Genomic DNA, 18,665 nt, shown 5'->3' on the forward strand with positions numbered 1-18,665 from the left:
CAAGCCCGCCATGGTGCCGTAGGTCTCGTCGTAGGCAAGGTCGTCAGGATCGGGTTCATCTTGACGTGCGGGTCGGCACCGGGCTCGTGGGTGAAGGGCGCCTCGCCGCGCTCGAAGCCGAGTGCGCACCACTGGTCCCGCTCGGCGCGGTACGTGTGCGACTCCTGTTGTGACGGAACGGATCCGTGCATCGTGATGCGAGACATCGAGGGCAACGACTTCTGTCTCGACCGAGGATTCTCCGAGCCGGCGAGGTGGGGAGCCGTCTCCTCCCTTGGGCCTCTCGTCTCCCTTGGGCCTCTCGTCCAAGACCACCCGGGTTTCAGCCGCCGGAACGACGGGCCGCGCCCGAGCTTCACAGCCCGGACCTCCCCACCCGGCCAGCGCCGCCGGCAACCCACCGATACCGGGTCCATCCCTTCTGAGACGCGCCCGACCTCGCGCGAAGCGCTTCTGCCCGGTCTGTAAATGGCGTCGGCTCGACACCTGCCCCAAGCCGCCACCGCGCCAAGGCCGCCCACCGATCCACGGTAAGGCCCGCCGGCTCCACCGGCCCGGATGGAGCCAGATGTGACAGCCCGGCGCTCTAGAACGATCGGCCCGGGTTCGCGGTCGGCCGGGTCTTCCTTGCCCGGAGATCAGGAATCCAGCGACGCCTGTCATCTCCCTCAACGCCCCGCGGGCCTCGTGCGTTTCGGACACCCGCACCGTCTGCATTTCAGTGGCCTTGCTGAATGGCTCAATGTAACGAGGAGAGCTGCCGCCGGAAGGGGAACCTGCTCTTGACGTTGTTCCCAGCGCACTCAGGTGCAGGAGCGGAGACGAGGGATGGCCACCAGGTTGGGCGAGGCCCCGGCAGGCACGGCACAGCCGGCGAGTATCAAGCTGCCGGGCATCGTGCTCGGTGTAGGGATGGGCGGGTTCCTCGACGGCATCCTGCTGCACCAGCTGCTGCAGTGGCACCACATGCTCAGCAGCACCAACCATGACCGCGTCGGCGTCAAGTACTACAACCCCGATACGGTCTCCGGCCTGGAGATGAACACCGTGTGGGACGGCATCTTCCATACCGTGTGCTGGCTCTCGGTTCTGCTCGGACTCGCCATCCTCTACTCGAGGGTCACCCATCACCGGATGCGCGTGTGGACCTCCCGGGTGCTGTGGGGCTGGATGTTCGTCGGCTGGGGTCTGTTCAACCTCGTCGAGGGAGTCCTGGACCACCACGTCCTCGGCATTCACCACGTCTACGCAGGGGACGGCCAGGTGTGGTGGGACATCGGCTTCCTCGGCCTGGGCGCGCTGCTCGTTGTCGGCGGCTACCTGCTCCAGCGCAGTGGCCGGCCCTTCGCCCCCCAGGCTCCCGTCGGGCAGCGTGAGGGACGGCGAGCCTGATGGGCCATGACATGCCCACACACGGGCACACGGCGGGGAGCAACGTCCAGGACACGCTGCTGCCGGCGCTCGCCCTGCTGGTCTGCGTCGGCGCGTACCTGCTGCTGGCCCGCCGGGCACGCCGTGGCAATCCGGCCCTGGGCTGGAGCCGCTGGCGGACAGCATGGTTCGTGACAGGGATCTTCCTGCTCGGCGTGGCGCTGCTGCCGCCCGTGGCCCCGTTCGCCCATGAGGATTTCCGCGGCCACATGGCCCAGCACATGCTCATCGGCATGTACGCGCCGCTCGCGCTCGTCCTGGCCGCTCCGGTCACCCTCCTGCTGCGCACACTGCCCGCAGCCCGGGGGCGGCAGCTGACCGCCGTGCTGCACAGCCCGCCCGCCCGGGTGATCGCTCACCCTGTGGTGGCGCTGGCACTGTCCACGGGCAGCCTCGCCGTCGTCTATTTCACCCCCCTCTACAACACGACCGCGAGCAACCCGGCCGCACACTGGCTGCTGCACACGCACTTCCTGCTGTCCGGATGCCTGTTCGCCTACGTCATCGCCGGCGCCGACCCCGCCCCTCCCGCCCCGGAGTACGCGCACGGCTGGTCTACCTCGGTGTCGCCATCGCGGCACACGCGATGATCTCCCAGCTGATGTACGGCGGCTTCTGGGTGGACATCCACGCACCCGTCAAGCAGGTCCAGGGAGGCGCGGAGATCATGTACTACGGCGGCGACATCGCCGAACTGCTCCTGGCCGCCGCCCTGGTTGCGACCTGGCGCCCCAACCACCGCAGCCGGACAGCCCGCAGCACGGTTGCCCCACAAGGCAGGTCCGAGGGGTGGGAACCTGTGCCGCGAACTGCTGGATGATGGAGGCGTGGTGGTGAGGGGGACGGTGTCCCCGGGCCTCAGCTCTTGGACAGGGTGAGGTCGAGGAGGGGCAGCAGGCGGTCCCAATGGTGCTGCAGGGCACCGGGGTTGAAGGCGTCGGTGTCGGACATGGTGAAGCCGTGGTCGGTGCCGGGGTAGATCTCGGAGGTGTAGCCGACGCCCGCGGCGTCCAATGCCTGATTGAGCTCCCTGAGGGCCTCGGGCGTCATGTCGGTCTCGGCGTGGCCGAGGTGAACCCGGGCGGTCACCTTGGCGAGGCTGTCAGGCCCGTCGGCGCCCACAGGGCCGTGGAATCCGGCGACGGCAGCTACCTGGCCGGGGTGGGCCGCGGCGGTGCGCATCGCCAGGAGGCCGCCAATGCAGTAGCCGGTCACCGCGACCGGTCCGGCGGCCACCTCGGGCTGGGCGGTGAGGAACCTGAGATAGGCATCCGCGTCGCGCAGGGCACGTTCGGCTGTGTGCTCCTCGATCAAGGGCATCAGCTGAGCGAAGACCGCGGGCCGGGCCGCTTCTCCGATGTACTCGGGCAGCTCGATCACCGGTGCCGGCCCGTGCCGGTAGAAGAAGTTGGGGACGAGCACGTAGTACCCGTGCCCCGCCAGTTCGCAGGCCATCTCCCGCAGCACGGGCCGGATGCCGAATCCGTCCGCGTACATCAGCACCCCTGGGTGCCGATCGCCACGGTCGGGGCAGGCGGCGAAAGCGTCGGCCTGGCCGTCCGCGGTCGGAATGTGCAACATCTTGGTGAGCATGAGTTCTCCTGTCGTGGTTGACGCGTCGAGCTGTGATCAACACGACAGGAGGCGGAGCCCGCGCAGCAGCGCCGGATCCCCGATCCAACAGCGGGCCGGCACCGGCCCGTACGGCGCTCAGGGGAGCGCCGGGTCACCAATCCGTGTGTGGCGCAAGGCCGTCCCGGTAGTCATCGCCGCACAACGTAGTCCACCGGACAGGATCGCTGCCACCCCCATGCTCACCCTGCGGGTCGCGAGAATGATCCCGATCAGCACCTCGGATCCTGAACCCCCGTCGGCGCGCTGCGTGTCACAGCGATTCCGATCTCGTGTGACGGACCGCTCGCTGGTCCAAGCACGCAATCGCGTGGGGAGCAAGAGCGCAGATCGGGTGTGTGGCCCAGCCGTCAAACCGGCGCCTTGGCACAGGGGATGCCGGCCGTACGATGGGGATCCTGCCCTGGCTCCGCCCTATTGCTGGATGTGCCGGGTAGCCGTGCGAAGTTGAGGAGTAAGGCTGACAGCCCGCCGAGCCCTCACGTCCACAAGCGCTGAACAGGGCGTATTCGAGCAGGTCGGGCGAGGCGTCGGACGGCCAGGTGTCAGTTGCCGCTAGTTGGTGTGCGACTGCGTGCATGAAGGCGAGGTAGACCGCGTAGCGGTGGGATGACCAGTGCCAGTCCCTCCAGACCCAGCAGGCGACCGAGCCGTCGGGATCGTAGCCCGTCTCTCGGCCGACCGCCCGGGCCAGCGACCGCAGGCGCCGGGCCAGAACGGCATCGAGGACGAGCGGCGCAGGGCCGGTTGCCGGAGGAAGCGTCTTGCCGACGAAGTACAGGAACTTGGTGTAGAACGACGGACCGAGCCAGGGAATGCGGCCCCGGAGCTCAGCGTAGGCCGCTTCGGCGCCGTACACGCTCAACTCGGTGACCGCACGGGCCAGCGCCGCGTCCAGGCCCTCGGCGGCCAGGATCTTGTGCAGGGTGGCGGGTCCGCTGCCGCCGGGCGAGCCACTCTTCCCCTTCCCCCACACATAGGTGGCGACCAGCGCCTCCCGGTACGCCTCTCGCCGTAGCGCGTCCGAGACGATCGACACCACGCCTGCCCGGCTGATTCCGGCATCACCGACTTGAGATGTCGAAGCCAGGGCTGAGGGCCAAGGGGTGATCTGCGCCCACCGGCTGGGGGAGTAGCGGACCGTGTGCCCGCCCGGGGTCCCGTCCGCCAACCTCGCTGCGCTCTCGCCCCACCACCGGCCCAGCGCCCGAAGGACCGTATCTGGCAGCAGACGCGCGGCCATCTCCCGGTCCACCGCATCCGCCTGGTCCTGTCTGCTCATAGCCCGCCCCCCGAAGTCCTGCTCCCCGCCATGCCCTTGCGCCACGCCCCCGCTCTCGCGCGACGCATTGGAGAAGTATGTGCCGCTCTCACCCCCTCCACGTCGACAAGCAGACAGGCGCTGCACGACGTAGGCGAGTCCTTCGGGGCGGGCCAGGCTGCGGCGGGCCATCAACCAGCGACGGTACGTGGGCGGATCCCGCTCGGGGAGGACGTTGACGGACAGTCAGGCGGCGGCCCGGTCAAAGTATTCCTGGGGGAGGTGCCGAGATGCCGGTGGAAGGCGGCCCGCCAGGCAAGTTGGAGCATCCAGGCCGGTGAGGCTGGCTAGCTTCAGCCGGGTTGGAAGAATGCGAGCATTTTCTGGGCGGCGTCCGGCGACATCAGCAACTCCTGTATGTCCGCGGACATCCGGGCGGCAGCGCTGGTGCGTTCGAACATCTCGCGTTCGTATTCTTTGACGGCGGCGGGAAAGTCGTCCGGGTGCGCCGCCAGCGCGAGACCTAGCAGTGCGCCGTCGAGCAGCGCCATGTTGGCACCCTCTCCCACCGGCGGCATCAGGTGCGCGGCATCGCCGAGCAGCGTGACGTCCGGCGTCGACGGCCAGGTCAGGCCGACCGGGAGAGTGGTGATCGACCGCGGCACGACCGTGTCGTCGCAGGCCGCGACCAGTGCGGTGAAGCGTGAGTCCCAGCCGGGGAGCAGGTCGATCAGCCGCGCCCGGGCGGCGGCCGGGTCGTCGAACGGGATCCCGCTGGTGGCGATCCAGTCCTCGGCGGTGTTGTAGAAGCTGATGCCGATGCGAACACGCCCGTCCCCGTTGCGCTGTGCCGCCAGGGATATGCCGTTGCCGAGCACCCAGTAGTTGCCACGCCCGACCATCGCCGCGAGGTCGGGGTGCGTGCGGTCGATCTCGGGAATGCCGACCTCGACGACGTTCTGGCCGATATGTGCCGGACGGGCGTCGGTGAGCAGCGCGCGGACCCGGGACTGCGCGCCGTCCGCGCCGACCAGCAGGTCATACGTCGCACTGCTGCCGTCGGCGAAGTGCATCAGGCCGTTGGCGGCGGATTTGAACCCGTGCCCCCAGCGCACCACGTCTTCGGGGACGGAGCTCAGAAGCAGGTTGCGCAGGTCGGCGCGGTCTACCTCGGGGCGATCGAGCGGGGCGTCGTCGGGAGTGTCCTCCTGGAGCAGCAGGGTGCCATCCGGCTGGAGAAGACGCATGTCCTGGCCCTCACCGCGGGCAATCGCAAAGAACTGGTCGATCAGACCGGCCTCGCGCAGCGCCCGCTGGCCGGAGTGGATGTCGAGCATGCCGCCCTGGCCGCGCGCGCCGCGTGACGATTCACGTTCATACACGACGGCGTCGATGCCGTTCACGTGCAGCACACGGGCGAGAGCCAGGCCGCCGAGGCCGGCTCCGACGATGGCGATGGTCATGGTTGCCTCTCTTCGATACGCCGTACTGGTCGATACACTGTATCGACCAGTGCCGTGTATCGTCAGCGGCATGTTGGTGTGGGAGAGGCCGGAGCCACCGGATCGACCGGTACCGGCCCCGCTGAGCCGGGAGCGGATCGTGCGAGCGGCGATCCAACTGGCGGACGCGGACGGCCTGGAGGCGGTGTCGCTACGCAAGGTCGCCACCGCGCTGGGCGTCGGGCCGATGCGGCTCTACACCTACATCGCCGGGAAGGACGAGTTGCTCGACCTCATGGTCGACGCGGCCTATGCCGAGATCCGGCCGGCCGGAGACGACTGGCGGGAGGTGCTGCGGTCTCTTGCCGAAACCACCCGGCATGCCGCTCACGAGCACGAATGGCTCGCCGATCTGCTCGGTGGACGACCGCAGCTCGGGCCGCACGCGCTGGCCAGGGGGGAGGCCGTCGTGGCCGCGCTGGACGGCATTGACGTGGACGACATCATGCCGGTGGTCACCGCGGTCGACGCGTACGTGATCGGCGCGGTGCGTCGGGAGATCGCCGAGCGGCGTGCCGAGCGGGCCACCGGGATGGACGAGAAGCGTTGGCAGGCCTCACTCGGGCCCTACCTGGAGCGGACCTTCGCCACCGGCCGATTCCCCGCGCTGGCCACCGTGGTGCGTGATGCCGCCCACCTGGACGCCGACCACACCTTCCGGATCGGCCTCGGCTTCCTGCTTGACGGCATCGAAGCCCGCATCTCAAGCTGACGCGCGGCCGAATGGCCGGACCGGTACCGCCGAGGCACCACGTCGGCGCTGACGCGTTGGGACGGGACAACCTCACCAAGAAGCCGGCGCTACGTGAGGGCCGTCGACGAGGCTCTCACTACGCGTAGTGTCCCGCCCGGCTCGGTACGGGCCGACCGCGCGACGCGCGACAAGCCGGGGGAGTGGGAAGACACCATCCCCTGTGAAGGGGACCCACGAAGTGCCTCTGGCGAGAAGGATTGATCCTTACGTCGACGACAGTCTCGATGCCCAAGTCAGGCTCCGCGAACCAAGCTTGGATTCAGCCCAACTCGGCCCTCTGATTGGGCTCGTGCCGCCCGAGGGTACGACCACGCCCGGGCACCTGTGGGCACGGGGAGCACCCGCCCGTGCAGACACGCTTCAACCCCGCCTCCAGGGCGCCTTGTCGAGGATGATTGCAGGCGGATTTTCGGGTACCCACGTCGACATGGCACCGGAAACTGATCACGCTGAATCCGTACGAGCCCTGAGGCAGCTGCGCCGGATCCGCACCTTCTACGGCGGAGGTGCCGCCCTGTGGACGGCTTCGGCCGTGTTGGCGGGGTGGGATGACCCTGGAAGCCGACAGATGTGGGTATCGCTGGTGCTACTGGTGATCTTTGCAGCTCTGTCGACCATGACGTCCCTGTGGCTGTGGCGTCACCAGGCTGCGTGTTCGGGGGAGCCGCTGCACCATGCTGCTCCGCGGAGCTTGGCGTGGCGTCGCCACGCCAACGCATAGGTGGTGAATCCGGGCTCATGTTCACGTCGGCGGCTTGGTACGCCTCGCGCTCCATGCACAGCGCTCACGCCCTGGCGTGTCGCCGTGTGGTTTTGTACGCGGACGCTGACACCACGTGTTGCTCAGAGCGGAGAATGGCCGGTTTCGCCGAGGGCGATGTCTCTTCCCAGGAAGCCCAGGGGGCTGCGCAGCCGGGAGGGGAAGGCGGCCCACTGGTTCTTCCACGGGGCGGCCCCCTGGTTCTTCCGCGAACTCGCGCGCAACCCCGAGGCGCACAGTCGCGTCCGCGAAGAAATCGACCAGCACCTGCCGCACGACACCATCCCGTCCGTCAACGACCTTCAGCGGCTCGATGCGGCGTGTGACGCACCTCCTGCTCCGGGCTTGGCGCGCTGGAGGATGGGCGCGCATGGCGCCGAAAAGGGCCGAACCCGTCGCGTTCGAGCACGACCCGCTGATCGAACTCTGCACGCCGACCGCGGCAGCGGCGGGCGCCGAGCTGCTGCGCCGCGCCGGCACTGGCCGCCGTCGGCACAGAACCGGAGGTGCTCCGCCCGCACCGGTCTGCCTCGTGCCTACGTCCGGCACGGTCTCGCTCCGGATGTCATCGACTGCTGATCTGTACGGGGCGCGCGACACCGAGGACGTGGTGCCCGCCGAGCCGAGGGCCGCGGACGGGCACCGTGCCGGTGTGGACCACAGGGGCAGTCGGGTTCAGCCGGTGGTCGCCTCGTGGAAGCGGCTCACCCAGTACGCGGTGCGATCCAGGTACGCCGTCTGTGCCGCCTCTCCGGTCTGGCCGTATGCGCCGCTGAACGTCTGGTATCCGCGGCCGGCGGGCGGGGTGGAGTCGGCCGGCTCGATGGAACTCCCTTCGTGCCACTCGTTGAAGGAGGTCACCGACACCCAGGTCGGGGACCCTCCGACGGCCGGGTTCAGGGCGTTGGACCATTGCCGGTCGTACGCCGCGCCATTGGCACGCTCCACGGTGGGCGTGGTGTTGCCCGGCACCGCCCGGTCGTCGATGTAGCCGGGCGCGACGGACGGAGCCCAGATCAGGCCGTTGGCACGGGCGTGGTCGCCGGCCTGCTTCCAGCCGGGCGCCGTGGCACCCGCGATGCCGTCGTAGGTGTACATGCCCGAGAAGTGCGCGATCTTCGTGGTGTCCGTGGTCTGGGCGAGGACGATGCTCGTGTCGGTGACTTGGTCGAGTGCCGTCCAGTCGGTGATGTCCAGGCTCTGGAACACGTAGAACGCGCCCTTGTTTCCGTGGTCCGCCGAGCGGTGGAAGGCGGGGTGGCTGCCGTAGGTGCTGTTGATGTATTCGATGTCGGCGGCCGTCGATGCCCCCGTGCGGCCCGAGTACGGCTCCAGATGCCAGGCCACCTGGATGCCCTGCTCCTGCGCCGCGTCGAGGACACCGCGCGCGAGCCGGTCCTCGTAGCTGCCCCGGCCCCACCAGCTGTAGACGAGCACGCCGACTCCCGACCGGGCGATCCACTTCATGTGCTGGGCAACGGCGCCGTCGAAGTCACCGGAGTCGTACGGGCCGAGCGCCGGGTAGAGATCGGCGCCGATGCTGTCGGGAGGGGCGTGCCCGCCCTGCTGCCAGTGCCGCCAGCCGCCGTTCACCGCCGGGCTCCCGTACCAGGGGTAGTAGAAGAGGTGTACGTCGTCGGACAGGGGTCCCGCAGCGAGTTCGGCGCCGATGCTGAAGGTGTCGATGTCGAACAGGGCTCCGCCTCCTCCGGTGAAGCGCAGGAAGAGCGGCCCTGAGGCGGAGGCGGACAGAGTCGTCGTGACAGTCGTGAACGTCTCCCAGCCCCCGGTGACCGGTACCGCCACCGAACCGAGCAGGGTGCCGCCCGCCGAGCCGGACCGGATCTCGATGGTGCCGCCCGCGCCCGCGGAGGACACCTTCGCGGTGAACGTCTTCGCCCCCGCGGTGGAGACGTGGGAGTAGCCCGCCCAGTCCCCGTTTTCGATGTAGCCCAGCGTCTGTCCGCCGCTGGCCGGGGCGTGCGCGGCGACCTGCACGCCAGAGCCGGAGCTGTACGACTCCGCCTCGATCTGTGCGTTACCGGCGGGAGCCGAGCAGTCGGCCGGCGCCTGCCCGGCGGCGTACCGGACCCCGCCCAGCAGCAGGGAACGGAAGGCCGGGTCGGCGTAGGACTCGATGGTGTGGCCGAGTCCGGTGTAGAAGGATCGGCCCGCGCCCTGGCTGTGGCACCAGGTGATGGGGTGGTCGGCGCCCATCGAGCCGCCGCTGTAGGTGCCTTCGTCCAGCGTCTGCAGGACATGGACGGTAGGGCGCGGATTGGCGCGGTAGTTGTACCACTCGTCGCTGCGGGTCCAGGTGGCGCCCAGGTGAGCGGTGGCTGGGTGGGTCCCGTCCTCGGTGCGGATCGTGGCCTGCTGGATCGCGGGGTGGCTCTGGAACCAGGCCCCGACGAGCTGTCCGTAGTAGGGCCAGTCGTACTCGGTGTCCGCCGCCGCGTGCACGCCTGCATAGCCCCCGCCGGAGTCGACGTAGGACTGGAACGCGGTCTGCTGAGCGGAGTTGAGGACGTCGCCGGTGGTGTTGAGGAACACCACGGCCTCGTAGCTCGCGAGGTTCGAGGCGGTGAAGGCCCCGGCGTCCTCGGTGGCCGTGACGGTGAAGTCGTGCTGCCCGCCGAGTGTGCGCAGGGCGTCGATGCCGGCCGGGATCGCGTCGTGCCGGAAGCCGGCCGTCTTCGAGAACACCATGACCTCGAAGGAAGCCGCGTGTGCCGGGCCGACCGGGGCCAGAAGAGCGCCGAGCAGGCCCAGGACCAGGGCCGCGGTGCCGCGGCGCAGTCGCCGTATCAGGAGGATCATGGTCATCGCCCCTTTCGTGCCGCGGAGGCGGACCGGGTGAGCGTGAAGGTGTCGACGTCGAACAGGGAGCCGGAGCCTCCGGTGAAGGTGAGGTACAGCGGCCCCGATCCCGCGCCGTTGAGTGCGGTGCTGACGGTGGTGAAGGTGTCCCAGCTGCCGGTCACCGGAACCGTCACAGAGCCCAGCAGCGGCCCGGTCTGCGAGCCGGAGCGGAACTGGAGGGTGCCGCCGGCCCCGGCCGAGGAGACCCGGGCGGAGAGGGAAGCCGCGCCCGCGGTGGAGAGGGAGGCGTACCCGGCCCAGTCGCCGTTGTCGATGTAGCCCAGCGTCAGACCACCGCTGGCTGCGCCATGGGCCGCCGACTGCACACCCGAGGCGGAGCTGTACGACTCCGCCTCCCAGGGCGTGGTCGTGGTCGAGCCGGAGCCGAGTGTGAAGGCGTCGACGTCGAACAGGCTTCCCTGCCCGGTCGGGCCGCGGAACACCAGGAACAGTTCCGTGGTTCCGGCGGGTGCGCCGGAGAGGTTGGCGGTGACGTCGGTGAAGGTCTCCCAGCCGCCCGTTACCGGTACGGTCGCGGTGCCGAGCAGCGTGCCGGTGGCGGAACCGGCACGCACCTGCAGGGTGCCGCCCGCCCCGCCGGATGCCACCCGGGCGGTGAACTTCGTGGCGCCGGCGAGGACATACGGCTTGAACGAGATCCAGTCGCCGTCATCGGTGAAGCCGACCGTCCTGCCGCCCTCGGCGGTGGCGTGGTCGGCGATCTGGATCCCGGACTGGGCGCCGAAGTGCTCGCCCTGCCGGTGGCGCGGTTGCAGGGTGCGCACGGAGTGCGTGGTCAGGCCGCCGGCGTCGGTGTACTCGGCGTCGAAGACTCCGTAGAGGTTGGCGGCGCTGTCGTGTTCGCCGTCGGCTGGCACGGTGAGGGTGCCTTCGCAGCCGTTCGTGGAGGTGATGGCGTGGGTGTGGCTGTCATGGCCGAGGAGGTAGGTGACCTTCACCCTGGAGCAGTCGACGGTGCCGTCCTCGGGGTCGCCGACCTGCACCTTGAACGGCACAGTGTCACCGAAGGCGAACGGCTGTCCGTCGAGGGGTTGTTGAAGGGTCACCGTCGGCGCGGTGTTGCCCGCGGTGACCACCAGGCTGGCGGTACCGGTCAGCCCCTCCGGATCGCGGACGGTGAGAGTGGGTCGATACGTGCCCGCTGCGGTGTACGTGTGGCTGGGGTCGGCCTGCGTGGACGTGGTGCCGTCGCCGAAGTTCCAGGAGTAGGTCAGCGCCCCGCCCTCGGGATCGGAGCTGGCCTGCGAGGAGAACCGCACGGTGAGCGGCAGGCCGCCGGAGGTGCGGTCGGCGGAGGCCCGGGCGACGGGGTTGCGGTTGCTGCCCGCGATGTACTCGATGCGGTAAAGGCCCGAGTTGTTGCTGCCGGTGCCGTAGTCCAGGACGTACAGCGCGCCGTCGGGGCCGAAGTCGGTGTCCATCACCTGGGTGCCGTTCCAGGGGACGTCGTCGATCGTCCCGTAGGACCCGTCGGTCTTGACCTCGATGGCCTTGATCCACTGGCGCCCGTACTCGGCGGCGAAGTAGCGGCCGTTCAGGGACTGCGGGAACTTCACCGTGGAGGTCGAGTCGGGGTCGTAGCGGTAGACCTCGCCGCCCATCGGGGACTCCGAACCACCGCCGAACTCGGGCGGTGAGCCGTCCAGTCCGTACTTGATCCAGCTGGGCTTGGCCGGGGGCAGCTGGGCCTGGCCGGTGTTGCGGAAGGAGTTATTCGCGGGGCCGCCCGCGCAGTTGTACTTGGCGGCCGAGGGGCCGCTCGGGAAGGTGTACTCGTTGTACGTCTCCCCGGTGGTGTTGGTGCCGGTGCAGTACGGCCAGCCGTAGTTGCCGGGCGAGGTGATGCGGTTGAACTCGACCTGGCCACCCGGCCCTCGGTTGGGGTCGGTGCCGCCCGCGTCGGGGCCGTAGTCGCCCAGGTAGACCGTGCCGGTGGGCCGGTCGACGGACATCCGGAAGGGGTTGCGGAAGCCCATCGCGTAGATCTCGGGCCGGGTGCCGGCCGTGCCGGGCGCGAAGAGGTTGCCCGAGGGGATGGTGTAGCCGCCCGTGGCGGTCGGCTTGATCCTCAGTACCTTGCCCCGCAGGTCGTTGGTGTTGCCGGAACTGCGCTGGGCGTCGAACTGCGGGTTGCGGTTGGTGCGTTCGTCGATCGGCGCGTACCCGGACGAGTCGAACGGGTTGGTGTCGTCGCCGGTCGTCAGGTAGAGGTTCCCGGCGGCGTCGAAGTCGATGTCGCCGCCGACGTGGCAGCACTGGCCGCGGTCGTTGGGCACTTCCAGGACGACCTTCTCGCCGGCCATGTCCAAGGTGCCGTCGGTGCGCAGCGTGAACCGCGACAGATTGAGGTGGCCCTTCCACGGCTCGAAGTCGGCGGCCGTACCCGTCGTCGGGGCGTCGCCCGCCGGTGTGTTCAGCTTGGGCGAGTAGTAGACGTACACGTACCGGTTGGTGGCGAAGGCGGGGTCGGCGGCGATTCCTTGCAGGCCCTCCTCGTCGTGCGTGTAGACGTCCAGTTTGCCGGCCTGCTTCGTGTTGCCTGCTGCGTCCGTGAGGCGGATCGTGCCATCGCGGGCGGTGTGCAGGACCGACCGGTCGGGCAGCACGGCCAGCGACATCGGCTCGCCCATCTCGGCAGCGCCGGTGGCGAGTTGGACCTGCTGGTAGTCGCCGGGCGGAAGGTCCGCCTGGGCGGCGGAGGCGAGGGTGGCCGTGGGTGCCGTCGAGGCGGCACCGGCCAGGATGAGCGCGAGTGCGGTGAGTGTTCTCAGTCCCGCGCGAGGGCGCCAAGACATGGGGGGTTGTCCTTCCTGACGGTGAGTAATGTCAGGCAAGGCGCGCGCCGGCCGCGCTTGCCGGGTGCTGGTGCGGGGTTCGGCTGCGGACGTGCCGTACCGCCGCGTGTGGGCGCTGTGTGCGGTGTGCTGTGCTGTGTGCTGTACGTGAATTGCGCTGCAGGTGGAGGGAATTGCGGCACTCTGCTTGCGATTTGCATGCTGCTGAGTGCCGGTGAATATGTCAAGGCCCTGTCAAAATGCTGGTGCGGAGGAGGCCCCCGCCGACACCAGCGGGTTCCAGCCGCCGGCGGGACTGACCGGCCGCCTTCCGCAAGGTGCGACAGCTGTCAGCGATTGCGGCGATGGCCGGGGTGCTCAGGGCGGTTGCAGGCAGGGCGCCCGCTACCGCGGCTGCCGTACCGGCGGTGGTTGGTCTCGGAGCGGGGCGGTACCGGTCGACGAGGCGTCGGGTGCAGGGGTGCGGCGAAGCGAGTTCGCCGCTCGGCACCGTCGTGGTCTGTCGACCATGGTGTCGAAAGGTCGGTCGATCGGCGGACCCGTCCGCGCAGGGCGGAGGCGGGTTCTCCCGCGGAGGACAGGTTGTCGATGCGTCTGCATCCAGGTGAGACCGAGACTATTGGCTGGCGGGCGGTGACCGTGCTCGGTGCCGTCCGCCAGCTGCGCGATTATGTGGCGGCCATGCCCCAGGAGGCGGTGGTGCGCCGCGCCGCGGCGTGATGACGGCGCCGCCGTAGGAGTGGCCGACCAGGACGACTGGGCCGACGGCGGCGGGGCGTGCGTCACCTGTTCGTGGCGATCCGGTCGGTCGATGCGTGAGCTGATGGCCGGGGCCCGTTCCTGGACCGTGATCGGGCAGCATGGTCTTCAGCCCCGGCGCGAATGCCTGGGCGGCCGGCCAGCACCTCGAGCCGCTGGTCGAGTCCCTGACCGCCCGCTACGGTCGGCGCTGCGATCTGCAGGACATCCACTGTGCGGCCGACGACCAGGGCTCCAGCCGCCTCAATCCGCCGACGGTCGTGCTTCGTCACTGGGGAAGCGCGGCTTGTAGCTGCGGGATACCTCGTGCACCTTGCGGAGGCCGAGGAACCCCAGGACGACCGCGGTCACGATGGCCGTGGCGGAGGCGACCAGAGCCCGCAGGGTGTCTCCGGCGCCGGCGGCTTCGCAGATCACCGCGGCCAGAACGGCGGTGACGAAGGAGTTGATGATGCCGACGACAACAGGAGAGCCGGACAGCCAGTGTGTCACCCCGATCCGGCGGCGGAAGCTGTAGGTCGTCCAGATCCCTGGAGGGTCGTCGTGGTGGCTCGCGATGAGGTAAGGCTCCAGCTCCGGTGCGAGCTCGACGTACGCGTGCCGCAGCCGGTTCATGCCGATGATCAGCCAGGCGTCCTCGATGTCCGCCTCGATCAGCCGGAAGTACGTCCCGAACCCGACGAGCAGGACGACCGGCAGCACCAGCAGCGCGAACGTCGTGAACCCCGACCCGAACCCGGTCGCGTTGGCCACCAGCGAGAGCGCCACCACCGCGGCCGACAGCACCGTCAGATACGTGCCGGTCCGGCTGAAGATCTCCTGCCACGTCATGCTCCGTGTCGCCAGCAGACTCCAGTGCTCGGTTGCCAGGAACTGCGCATGCGGCGTCCCGGCATCAACAGCCTTGAGTTCTCTCATCCCCCGAGTGTGACCTCAGTCGTCGATGAGATTGGGGTGCCCGCCGGTGGTGTCAGGGGTGAGTTCGACGAAGGGCCTGCCGCGGGTTGCCATGCCCGTGCGAAGAGGGAGTCGTTTGTCGACAAGTTCGGTAGTCATTTCGAGGTCCCGCGCAGTGACCGCGATCGCCTTGGAGGCGGACCAGAATCAGCAGACGGCTTTTGCAGGGACGAGACGACAGGCCACGTCTCACTCGCCGGGCGGCTGTTGCGTCGACTCGGTGGACTGCGACAGCTCTTGCGTGATCCGTTGCCACACTCGGCCCAAAGGCGCGAAGGGGAGGTCGGCTGCGTCGACGCTGCGTGCCAGGACCACCACCCGTGTCATCCGCTGTAGTTGTTCCCGGCAGGAGCGACAGGTGGAGATGTGCCGCAGGGCATTGGTGTCCTCGCTGAGCGTCGAGGTGCCCAGGGCCAGCTCCACCAGGCGCGCGGGCTCGAGGTGTGCCACCGTACCCTCCGGTTCCCCTTTGCTTTCTGGCTTGTCGCCGATTCCGGCTCTGCACGCGGCGACAGGGTGCGCGGTGCCGTCTCAGGGCTGCGGGGGCTTGGCCGTGACGATGAGATTGGACTGGTAGCCGCCCAGCCTGGGCCTTGACGGAGGTGCGCAGGTGATCAAGGTCGCAGCGCCGCCGCGCTGCACTTCGAACCGGTCGCCGGGCCGTACCTCGTAGAGGGGCTGCGGACTCGCCGACGGCGCCGGTGTCGCTGTCCACGTGCCTCGTGACGCGAGCGTTCTTGGCGGCGCTCTGGGGCGTCTACCGGCCGCGTTGATGGGGCTGCATTGACAGGCGGGGCGAGTCCGAAGTCGGCAGGACGCGAGGCCGGGCCCGACGGTGACGGCTGCAGGGCGAGTGCTGCTGTCAGCGCGGTAGCTGTCACCGTAAGGCCGGTCAGCCGTCGAGCGGCGTCAGTCGCGCCGGTCGGCGACTCGGCGGGCCACCAGGACGCCCGTCGGTGTCACGGACACTGCGCCGACGGCAGCCCAGGCCAGCCACCGGCTGGGGGAGTTCGAGGCGAGGGCGGCGCCGTTGCCGCCCGCGTGGACTGACTTGGGGGCCGATTCCATGCGGGTGAACGACTGGGTCTTCAGCGCCAGGTTCTTGTCGTCGGCGCTGCCCCAGGCGTAAACGACGTTGCTGGTGCCCTCCTTGTGGTTCAGGTCGGCCGGGCCGATGGCAACGGTGTCCGTGCCGGTGAGCACGACATCGGCGGAGATTGTGCCGGCGTCGACGTCGGCGGTGGCCTCCTTGGGATTGTCGAGGTTCTTGAAGACCGGTTGCCCGTTGGCCCGGACGTCCACGGCGGGTGCGGCGGCGACGTGACGTACGGTCAGCCGTGCTTCGCCTGCGGGGACGTTCGACACGTCGTTGACGAAGGCCGTCAGCTGGGGCTTGCCGTCGGCGGAGAGGTGGGCGGCGACGGTGGCGTTCGCTTCTGCGGGTACCTCGACCTTCTTTTCGATGGCTGGTGTGCCGTCGGGGCCCTTGCCGGCCTCGAAGACCTGGATGTTGTAGGTGCCCGCGTCGAGGGGCTGGGGGGCGGTGACGGTGCCGGGTTTGAAGTCGCTGAGGAGTTCGTTGCCGTTGGCGTAGACGTCGACCGTCAGCCCGGGAACGCCATGGAAGACCGACACCATGGCCTTGTCGTCGCTGTTGGCGGAGTCCGCTGCCAGGGCGGGCGCGGTGAGGCCGAGCGCCAGGGCGCAGGTACCGGCCGTGGCGGCGATGGCGAGGGGGAGCCGGGAGGTCATGGGGAACATCCCTTCGGTCAGTGGGTCCACTGAGGGTGAGGACTTGTCCGTGTTTCCTGCGCCGGCGCCAAGACGGATGCGGGCGGGGCCGTTGCGTCGGCCTGTCCTATGCGTGCGGTCCTTCGGCGTGGCCTTGTTCCAGCACCCGGTGCAGACGGTGCAGGCCGCGGCGGGCGTGGCTTTTCACGGTGCCCAGGGGCATGCCGGTCCGCTCGGCGATCTGGGCGTGGGTCAGGTCGTCGTAGAAGGCCAGACACAACACCTCTCGCTGAGGCCGGGGCAGCCGCGACAGCTCGTCCACCAGCAGGACACGGTCCACGACGTCGTGCGGTGACCGGCCGTCGGGCAGCGGCGCTCCGGCTTTGCGGGCTTCAGCGTCGATCAGGGCCAGGCGCCTCGTCCTGGCCGCCAGTGCGTCGACGATCTTGCGGCGGGTGATGCCGACGAGCCAGGCGCCCAGGGGGCCGCGCTCAGGATGGAATCCGGCGCGCCCGCGCCACGCGCCGATGAACACCTGCTGGGTGATGTCCTCGGCCTCATAGGAGTCGCCCAGCGATCGGGTGGCCATGGTGTGGACGAGAGAGCCCCAGCGTCGGTAGATCGCCGCGAACGCGTCCTCGTCGGCGGCTTGCAGGCCGCGGGCGAGCTCGTCCTCGTAGAGGGTCTCTTCCGGCGGCGCGGCGCCGCCGGGTGACGCGAGGGAGGTGGCTGATCGCGTCTTGGTGCTCATGACCCGGTTCCTCCTGCCGTTCGTCAGGTGCCAGGTGGTGGGGCAGACAGTCCGGCGAGCCGTACGGGTCGCCGTGCGTGCCGTGGTGACCGGTGCGCGTTTTCCAGTCTTGGAGGCAGAAACGACGCAATCAACACGCATCGTTTGTGCGTCGTACGCTGGGGGTGTGAGCAGTAGCGACGACTCGGACCCGGGGCGCGCGGCCGGACTGCCGACCGGCGAGGTGGCCAGGCGGCTCGGGGTGGCGCCCACCACGGTCCGCTCGTGGGACCGCCGCTATGGCCTCGGTCCCGACGCCCACACAGGCGGCAGGCATCGCCGCTGGAGACCCGCGGACGTGGCTCGGCTGGAGCGCATGTGCGCCTTGACGGCGACGGGGCTTCCCCCGCCGAAGCCGCGCGCCTGGCGCGTGATGAAAAGCCGCTGCGCGACGAAGAGCCGCTGAACACCGACCAGGTCCGGCGGCGTGCCGCCCCGCCGCCACGACCGTCGGCCCGCGGGCACCGCCAGGCCGGCAGTGGCCTTCAGCTGGGCAGCGTGCGCCAGGAGTGCAGGGGCGTCGCCCGTGCGGCACTGCGCCTCGACGCCGCCGCTCTGCAGCAGCTGCTGGCGGGCACGATCGAGGAGCACGGCCTCGTCGACGCCTGGACAGAGGTGATCATGCCGACGCTGCAGGCGGTCGGCCGCAAGTGGGAGAGTTCGGGCGAGCGATACGTCGAGGTTGAACACTTCCTGTCGTGGCATGTCTCCGGCGCCCTGAGGCGCAGCGCACCGCACGACGTGGCTGACCGGCCGGGCGCCGTCACGCTGCTGGCCTGTGTGCCGGGGGAGAATCACACGCTGCCGCTGGAGGTGCTCGCCGCCGCACTGGCCGAGCGCGGCGTTCCGGTGCGCATGTTCGGCGGAGCCGTGCCCGCCGAGTCGCTGGTGGCGGCGGTGCGCAGGACCGGACCGACTGCGGTGTGCCTATGGGCGCAGTCGCGTACGACCGCCAGCCGGCCCTTGGCCCAACACGTGTCCGCCATGGAGTGGGGGATGCGCGGTGCTCGCAGGAGGCCGGCGGTTCTGACTCTCGGGCCCGGCTGGGCCGGCCATAAGGTGCCCGGTGCGTTGCCGCGCCCGACCGGGTTGGCGGAGGCCGTGGCGGCGGTGGAGTCGCTGATGCCGGGGTGACCGGCTCGGGGGTGCTCCTGGCGGAGGGTGGCGAGCTGCCGGCCGCGAGCGTCGTGGTCGCGACGGCCCCGGCCGCTGAGCCGCACGCCCTGCTTCGGCCCAGGCAGGCACAGGTGTGCGGGAACATCCCGCGTCCGGATCGGTCCAGGGGCGCCGGCGTCAGGCACCCGCGCCGCGCGCGAGGCACTCGACGGCCGGGTCGGCGGCGATGGATGAACAGCGCGGCTGAGGCCGCGGCCAGCAGGTGCGGTCCGAGTGCATCCAGGTGCGGTCCGA

The 18,665-nt window shown here is 69.8% G+C and carries 14 protein-coding genes and 3 pseudogenes; 7 read left to right on the plus strand and 10 right to left on the minus strand.

What is annotated here, in order from left to right:
• Positions 1 to 44: 44 nt before the first annotated feature.
• The 3 genes and pseudogenes from OHO27_RS41925 to OHO27_RS41935 form a co-directional block, all read left to right on the plus strand.
• Positions 45 to 231 (plus strand): annotated as a pseudogene (locus OHO27_RS41925) (VOC family protein); the annotation flags it as partial.
• Positions 232 to 828: 597 nt separating this feature from the next.
• Positions 829 to 1,392, plus strand: coding sequence for a DUF2243 domain-containing protein (locus tag OHO27_RS41930; protein WP_328430135.1), 564 nt, complete (start codon positions 829 to 831; stop codon positions 1,390 to 1,392).
• Positions 1,393 to 1,403: 11 nt separating this feature from the next.
• A pseudogene (locus OHO27_RS41935) lies at positions 1,404 to 2,251 on the plus strand (cytochrome c oxidase assembly protein).
• Positions 2,252 to 2,289: 38 nt separating this feature from the next.
• Here the strand turns inward: OHO27_RS41935 and OHO27_RS41940 are convergent.
• From OHO27_RS41940 to OHO27_RS41950, 3 genes are all read right to left on the minus strand, one after another.
• A complete protein-coding gene (locus tag OHO27_RS41940) occupies positions 2,290 to 3,024 on the minus strand; it encodes a dienelactone hydrolase family protein (RefSeq protein ID WP_328430136.1) in 735 nt (244 codons plus the stop codon).
• 292 nt (positions 3,025 to 3,316) lie between these two features.
• Entirely contained in the window at positions 3,317 to 4,345 is a 1,029-nt protein-coding gene (locus OHO27_RS41945; protein ID WP_328430137.1) for an 8-oxoguanine DNA glycosylase OGG fold protein, read from the minus strand.
• 332 nt (positions 4,346 to 4,677) lie between these two features.
• Complete coding sequence (locus tag OHO27_RS41950; protein ID WP_328430138.1) at positions 4,678 to 5,787, minus strand: FAD-dependent oxidoreductase; 1,110 nt, start codon at positions 5,785 to 5,787, stop codon at positions 4,678 to 4,680.
• A gap of 70 nt (positions 5,788 to 5,857) precedes the next feature.
• Here OHO27_RS41950 and OHO27_RS41955 point away from each other — a divergent pair, with 70 nt between their 5' ends.
• Together OHO27_RS41955 and OHO27_RS43320 are read left to right on the plus strand one after the other, a co-directional pair.
• The gene (locus tag OHO27_RS41955; RefSeq protein ID WP_328430139.1) at positions 5,858 to 6,538 is read left to right on the plus strand and encodes a TetR/AcrR family transcriptional regulator; all 681 of its coding nucleotides are present in this window, start codon (positions 5,858 to 5,860) and stop codon (positions 6,536 to 6,538) included.
• A gap of 919 nt (positions 6,539 to 7,457) precedes the next feature.
• On the plus strand, positions 7,458 to 7,919 hold the full coding sequence (locus tag OHO27_RS43320) for a cytochrome P450 (RefSeq protein WP_443059673.1): 462 nt from the start codon (positions 7,458 to 7,460) through the stop codon (positions 7,917 to 7,919).
• A 96-nt stretch (positions 7,920 to 8,015) separates the two neighbouring features.
• Here OHO27_RS43320 and OHO27_RS41960 read toward each other — a convergent pair whose 3' ends face one another.
• The gene (locus OHO27_RS41960; RefSeq protein WP_328430140.1) at positions 8,016 to 10,160 is read right to left on the minus strand and encodes a ThuA domain-containing protein; all 2,145 of its coding nucleotides are present in this window, start codon (positions 10,158 to 10,160) and stop codon (positions 8,016 to 8,018) included.
• A gap of 2 nt (positions 10,161 to 10,162) precedes the next feature.
• A complete protein-coding gene (locus OHO27_RS41965) occupies positions 10,163 to 13,018 on the minus strand; it encodes a carbohydrate-binding protein (RefSeq protein ID WP_328430141.1) in 2,856 nt (951 codons plus the stop codon).
• 588 nt (positions 13,019 to 13,606) lie between these two features.
• Here OHO27_RS41965 and OHO27_RS41970 point away from each other — a divergent pair.
• Positions 13,607 to 13,738 carry a hypothetical protein gene (locus OHO27_RS41970; RefSeq protein ID WP_328430142.1) on the plus strand — a complete coding sequence of 44 codons (132 nt, stop codon included), beginning with the start codon at positions 13,607 to 13,609 and terminating at the stop codon, positions 13,736 to 13,738.
• A gap of 282 nt (positions 13,739 to 14,020) precedes the next feature.
• Here the strand turns inward: OHO27_RS41970 and OHO27_RS41975 are convergent, their stop codons facing one another.
• The 5 genes from OHO27_RS41975 to OHO27_RS41995 form a co-directional block, all read right to left on the minus strand.
• Positions 14,021 to 14,695 carry a hypothetical protein gene (locus tag OHO27_RS41975; protein ID WP_328430143.1) on the minus strand — a complete coding sequence of 225 codons (675 nt, stop codon included), beginning with the start codon at positions 14,693 to 14,695 and terminating at the stop codon, positions 14,021 to 14,023.
• Between the two features lie 15 nt (positions 14,696 to 14,710).
• Positions 14,711 to 14,833: a hypothetical protein gene (locus tag OHO27_RS41980; RefSeq protein WP_328430144.1), complete on the minus strand. Its 123-nt coding sequence runs from the start codon at positions 14,831 to 14,833 to the stop codon at positions 14,711 to 14,713.
• Positions 14,834 to 14,923: 90 nt separating this feature from the next.
• Complete coding sequence (locus OHO27_RS41985) at positions 14,924 to 15,184, minus strand: hypothetical protein (protein ID WP_328430145.1); 261 nt, start codon at positions 15,182 to 15,184, stop codon at positions 14,924 to 14,926.
• Positions 15,185 to 15,643: 459 nt separating this feature from the next.
• Positions 15,644 to 16,486: a DUF4397 domain-containing protein gene (locus tag OHO27_RS41990; RefSeq protein WP_328430146.1), complete on the minus strand. Its 843-nt coding sequence runs from the start codon at positions 16,484 to 16,486 to the stop codon at positions 15,644 to 15,646.
• A gap of 106 nt (positions 16,487 to 16,592) precedes the next feature.
• Positions 16,593 to 17,216 (minus strand): RNA polymerase sigma factor, encoded by a 624-nt coding sequence (locus tag OHO27_RS41995; protein WP_328430147.1) that lies wholly within the window; start codon positions 17,214 to 17,216, stop codon positions 16,593 to 16,595.
• Positions 17,217 to 17,382: 166 nt separating this feature from the next.
• On the opposite strand from OHO27_RS41995, the pseudogene OHO27_RS42000 reads away from it, so the two are divergent.
• Positions 17,383 to 18,389 (plus strand): annotated as a pseudogene (locus OHO27_RS42000) (MerR family transcriptional regulator).
• The last annotated feature ends 276 nt before the right edge of the window (positions 18,390 to 18,665 follow it).

The organism is Streptomyces sp. NBC_00443 (assembly GCF_036014175.1).
GTDB lineage: Bacteria > Actinomycetota > Actinomycetes > Streptomycetales > Streptomycetaceae > Streptomyces.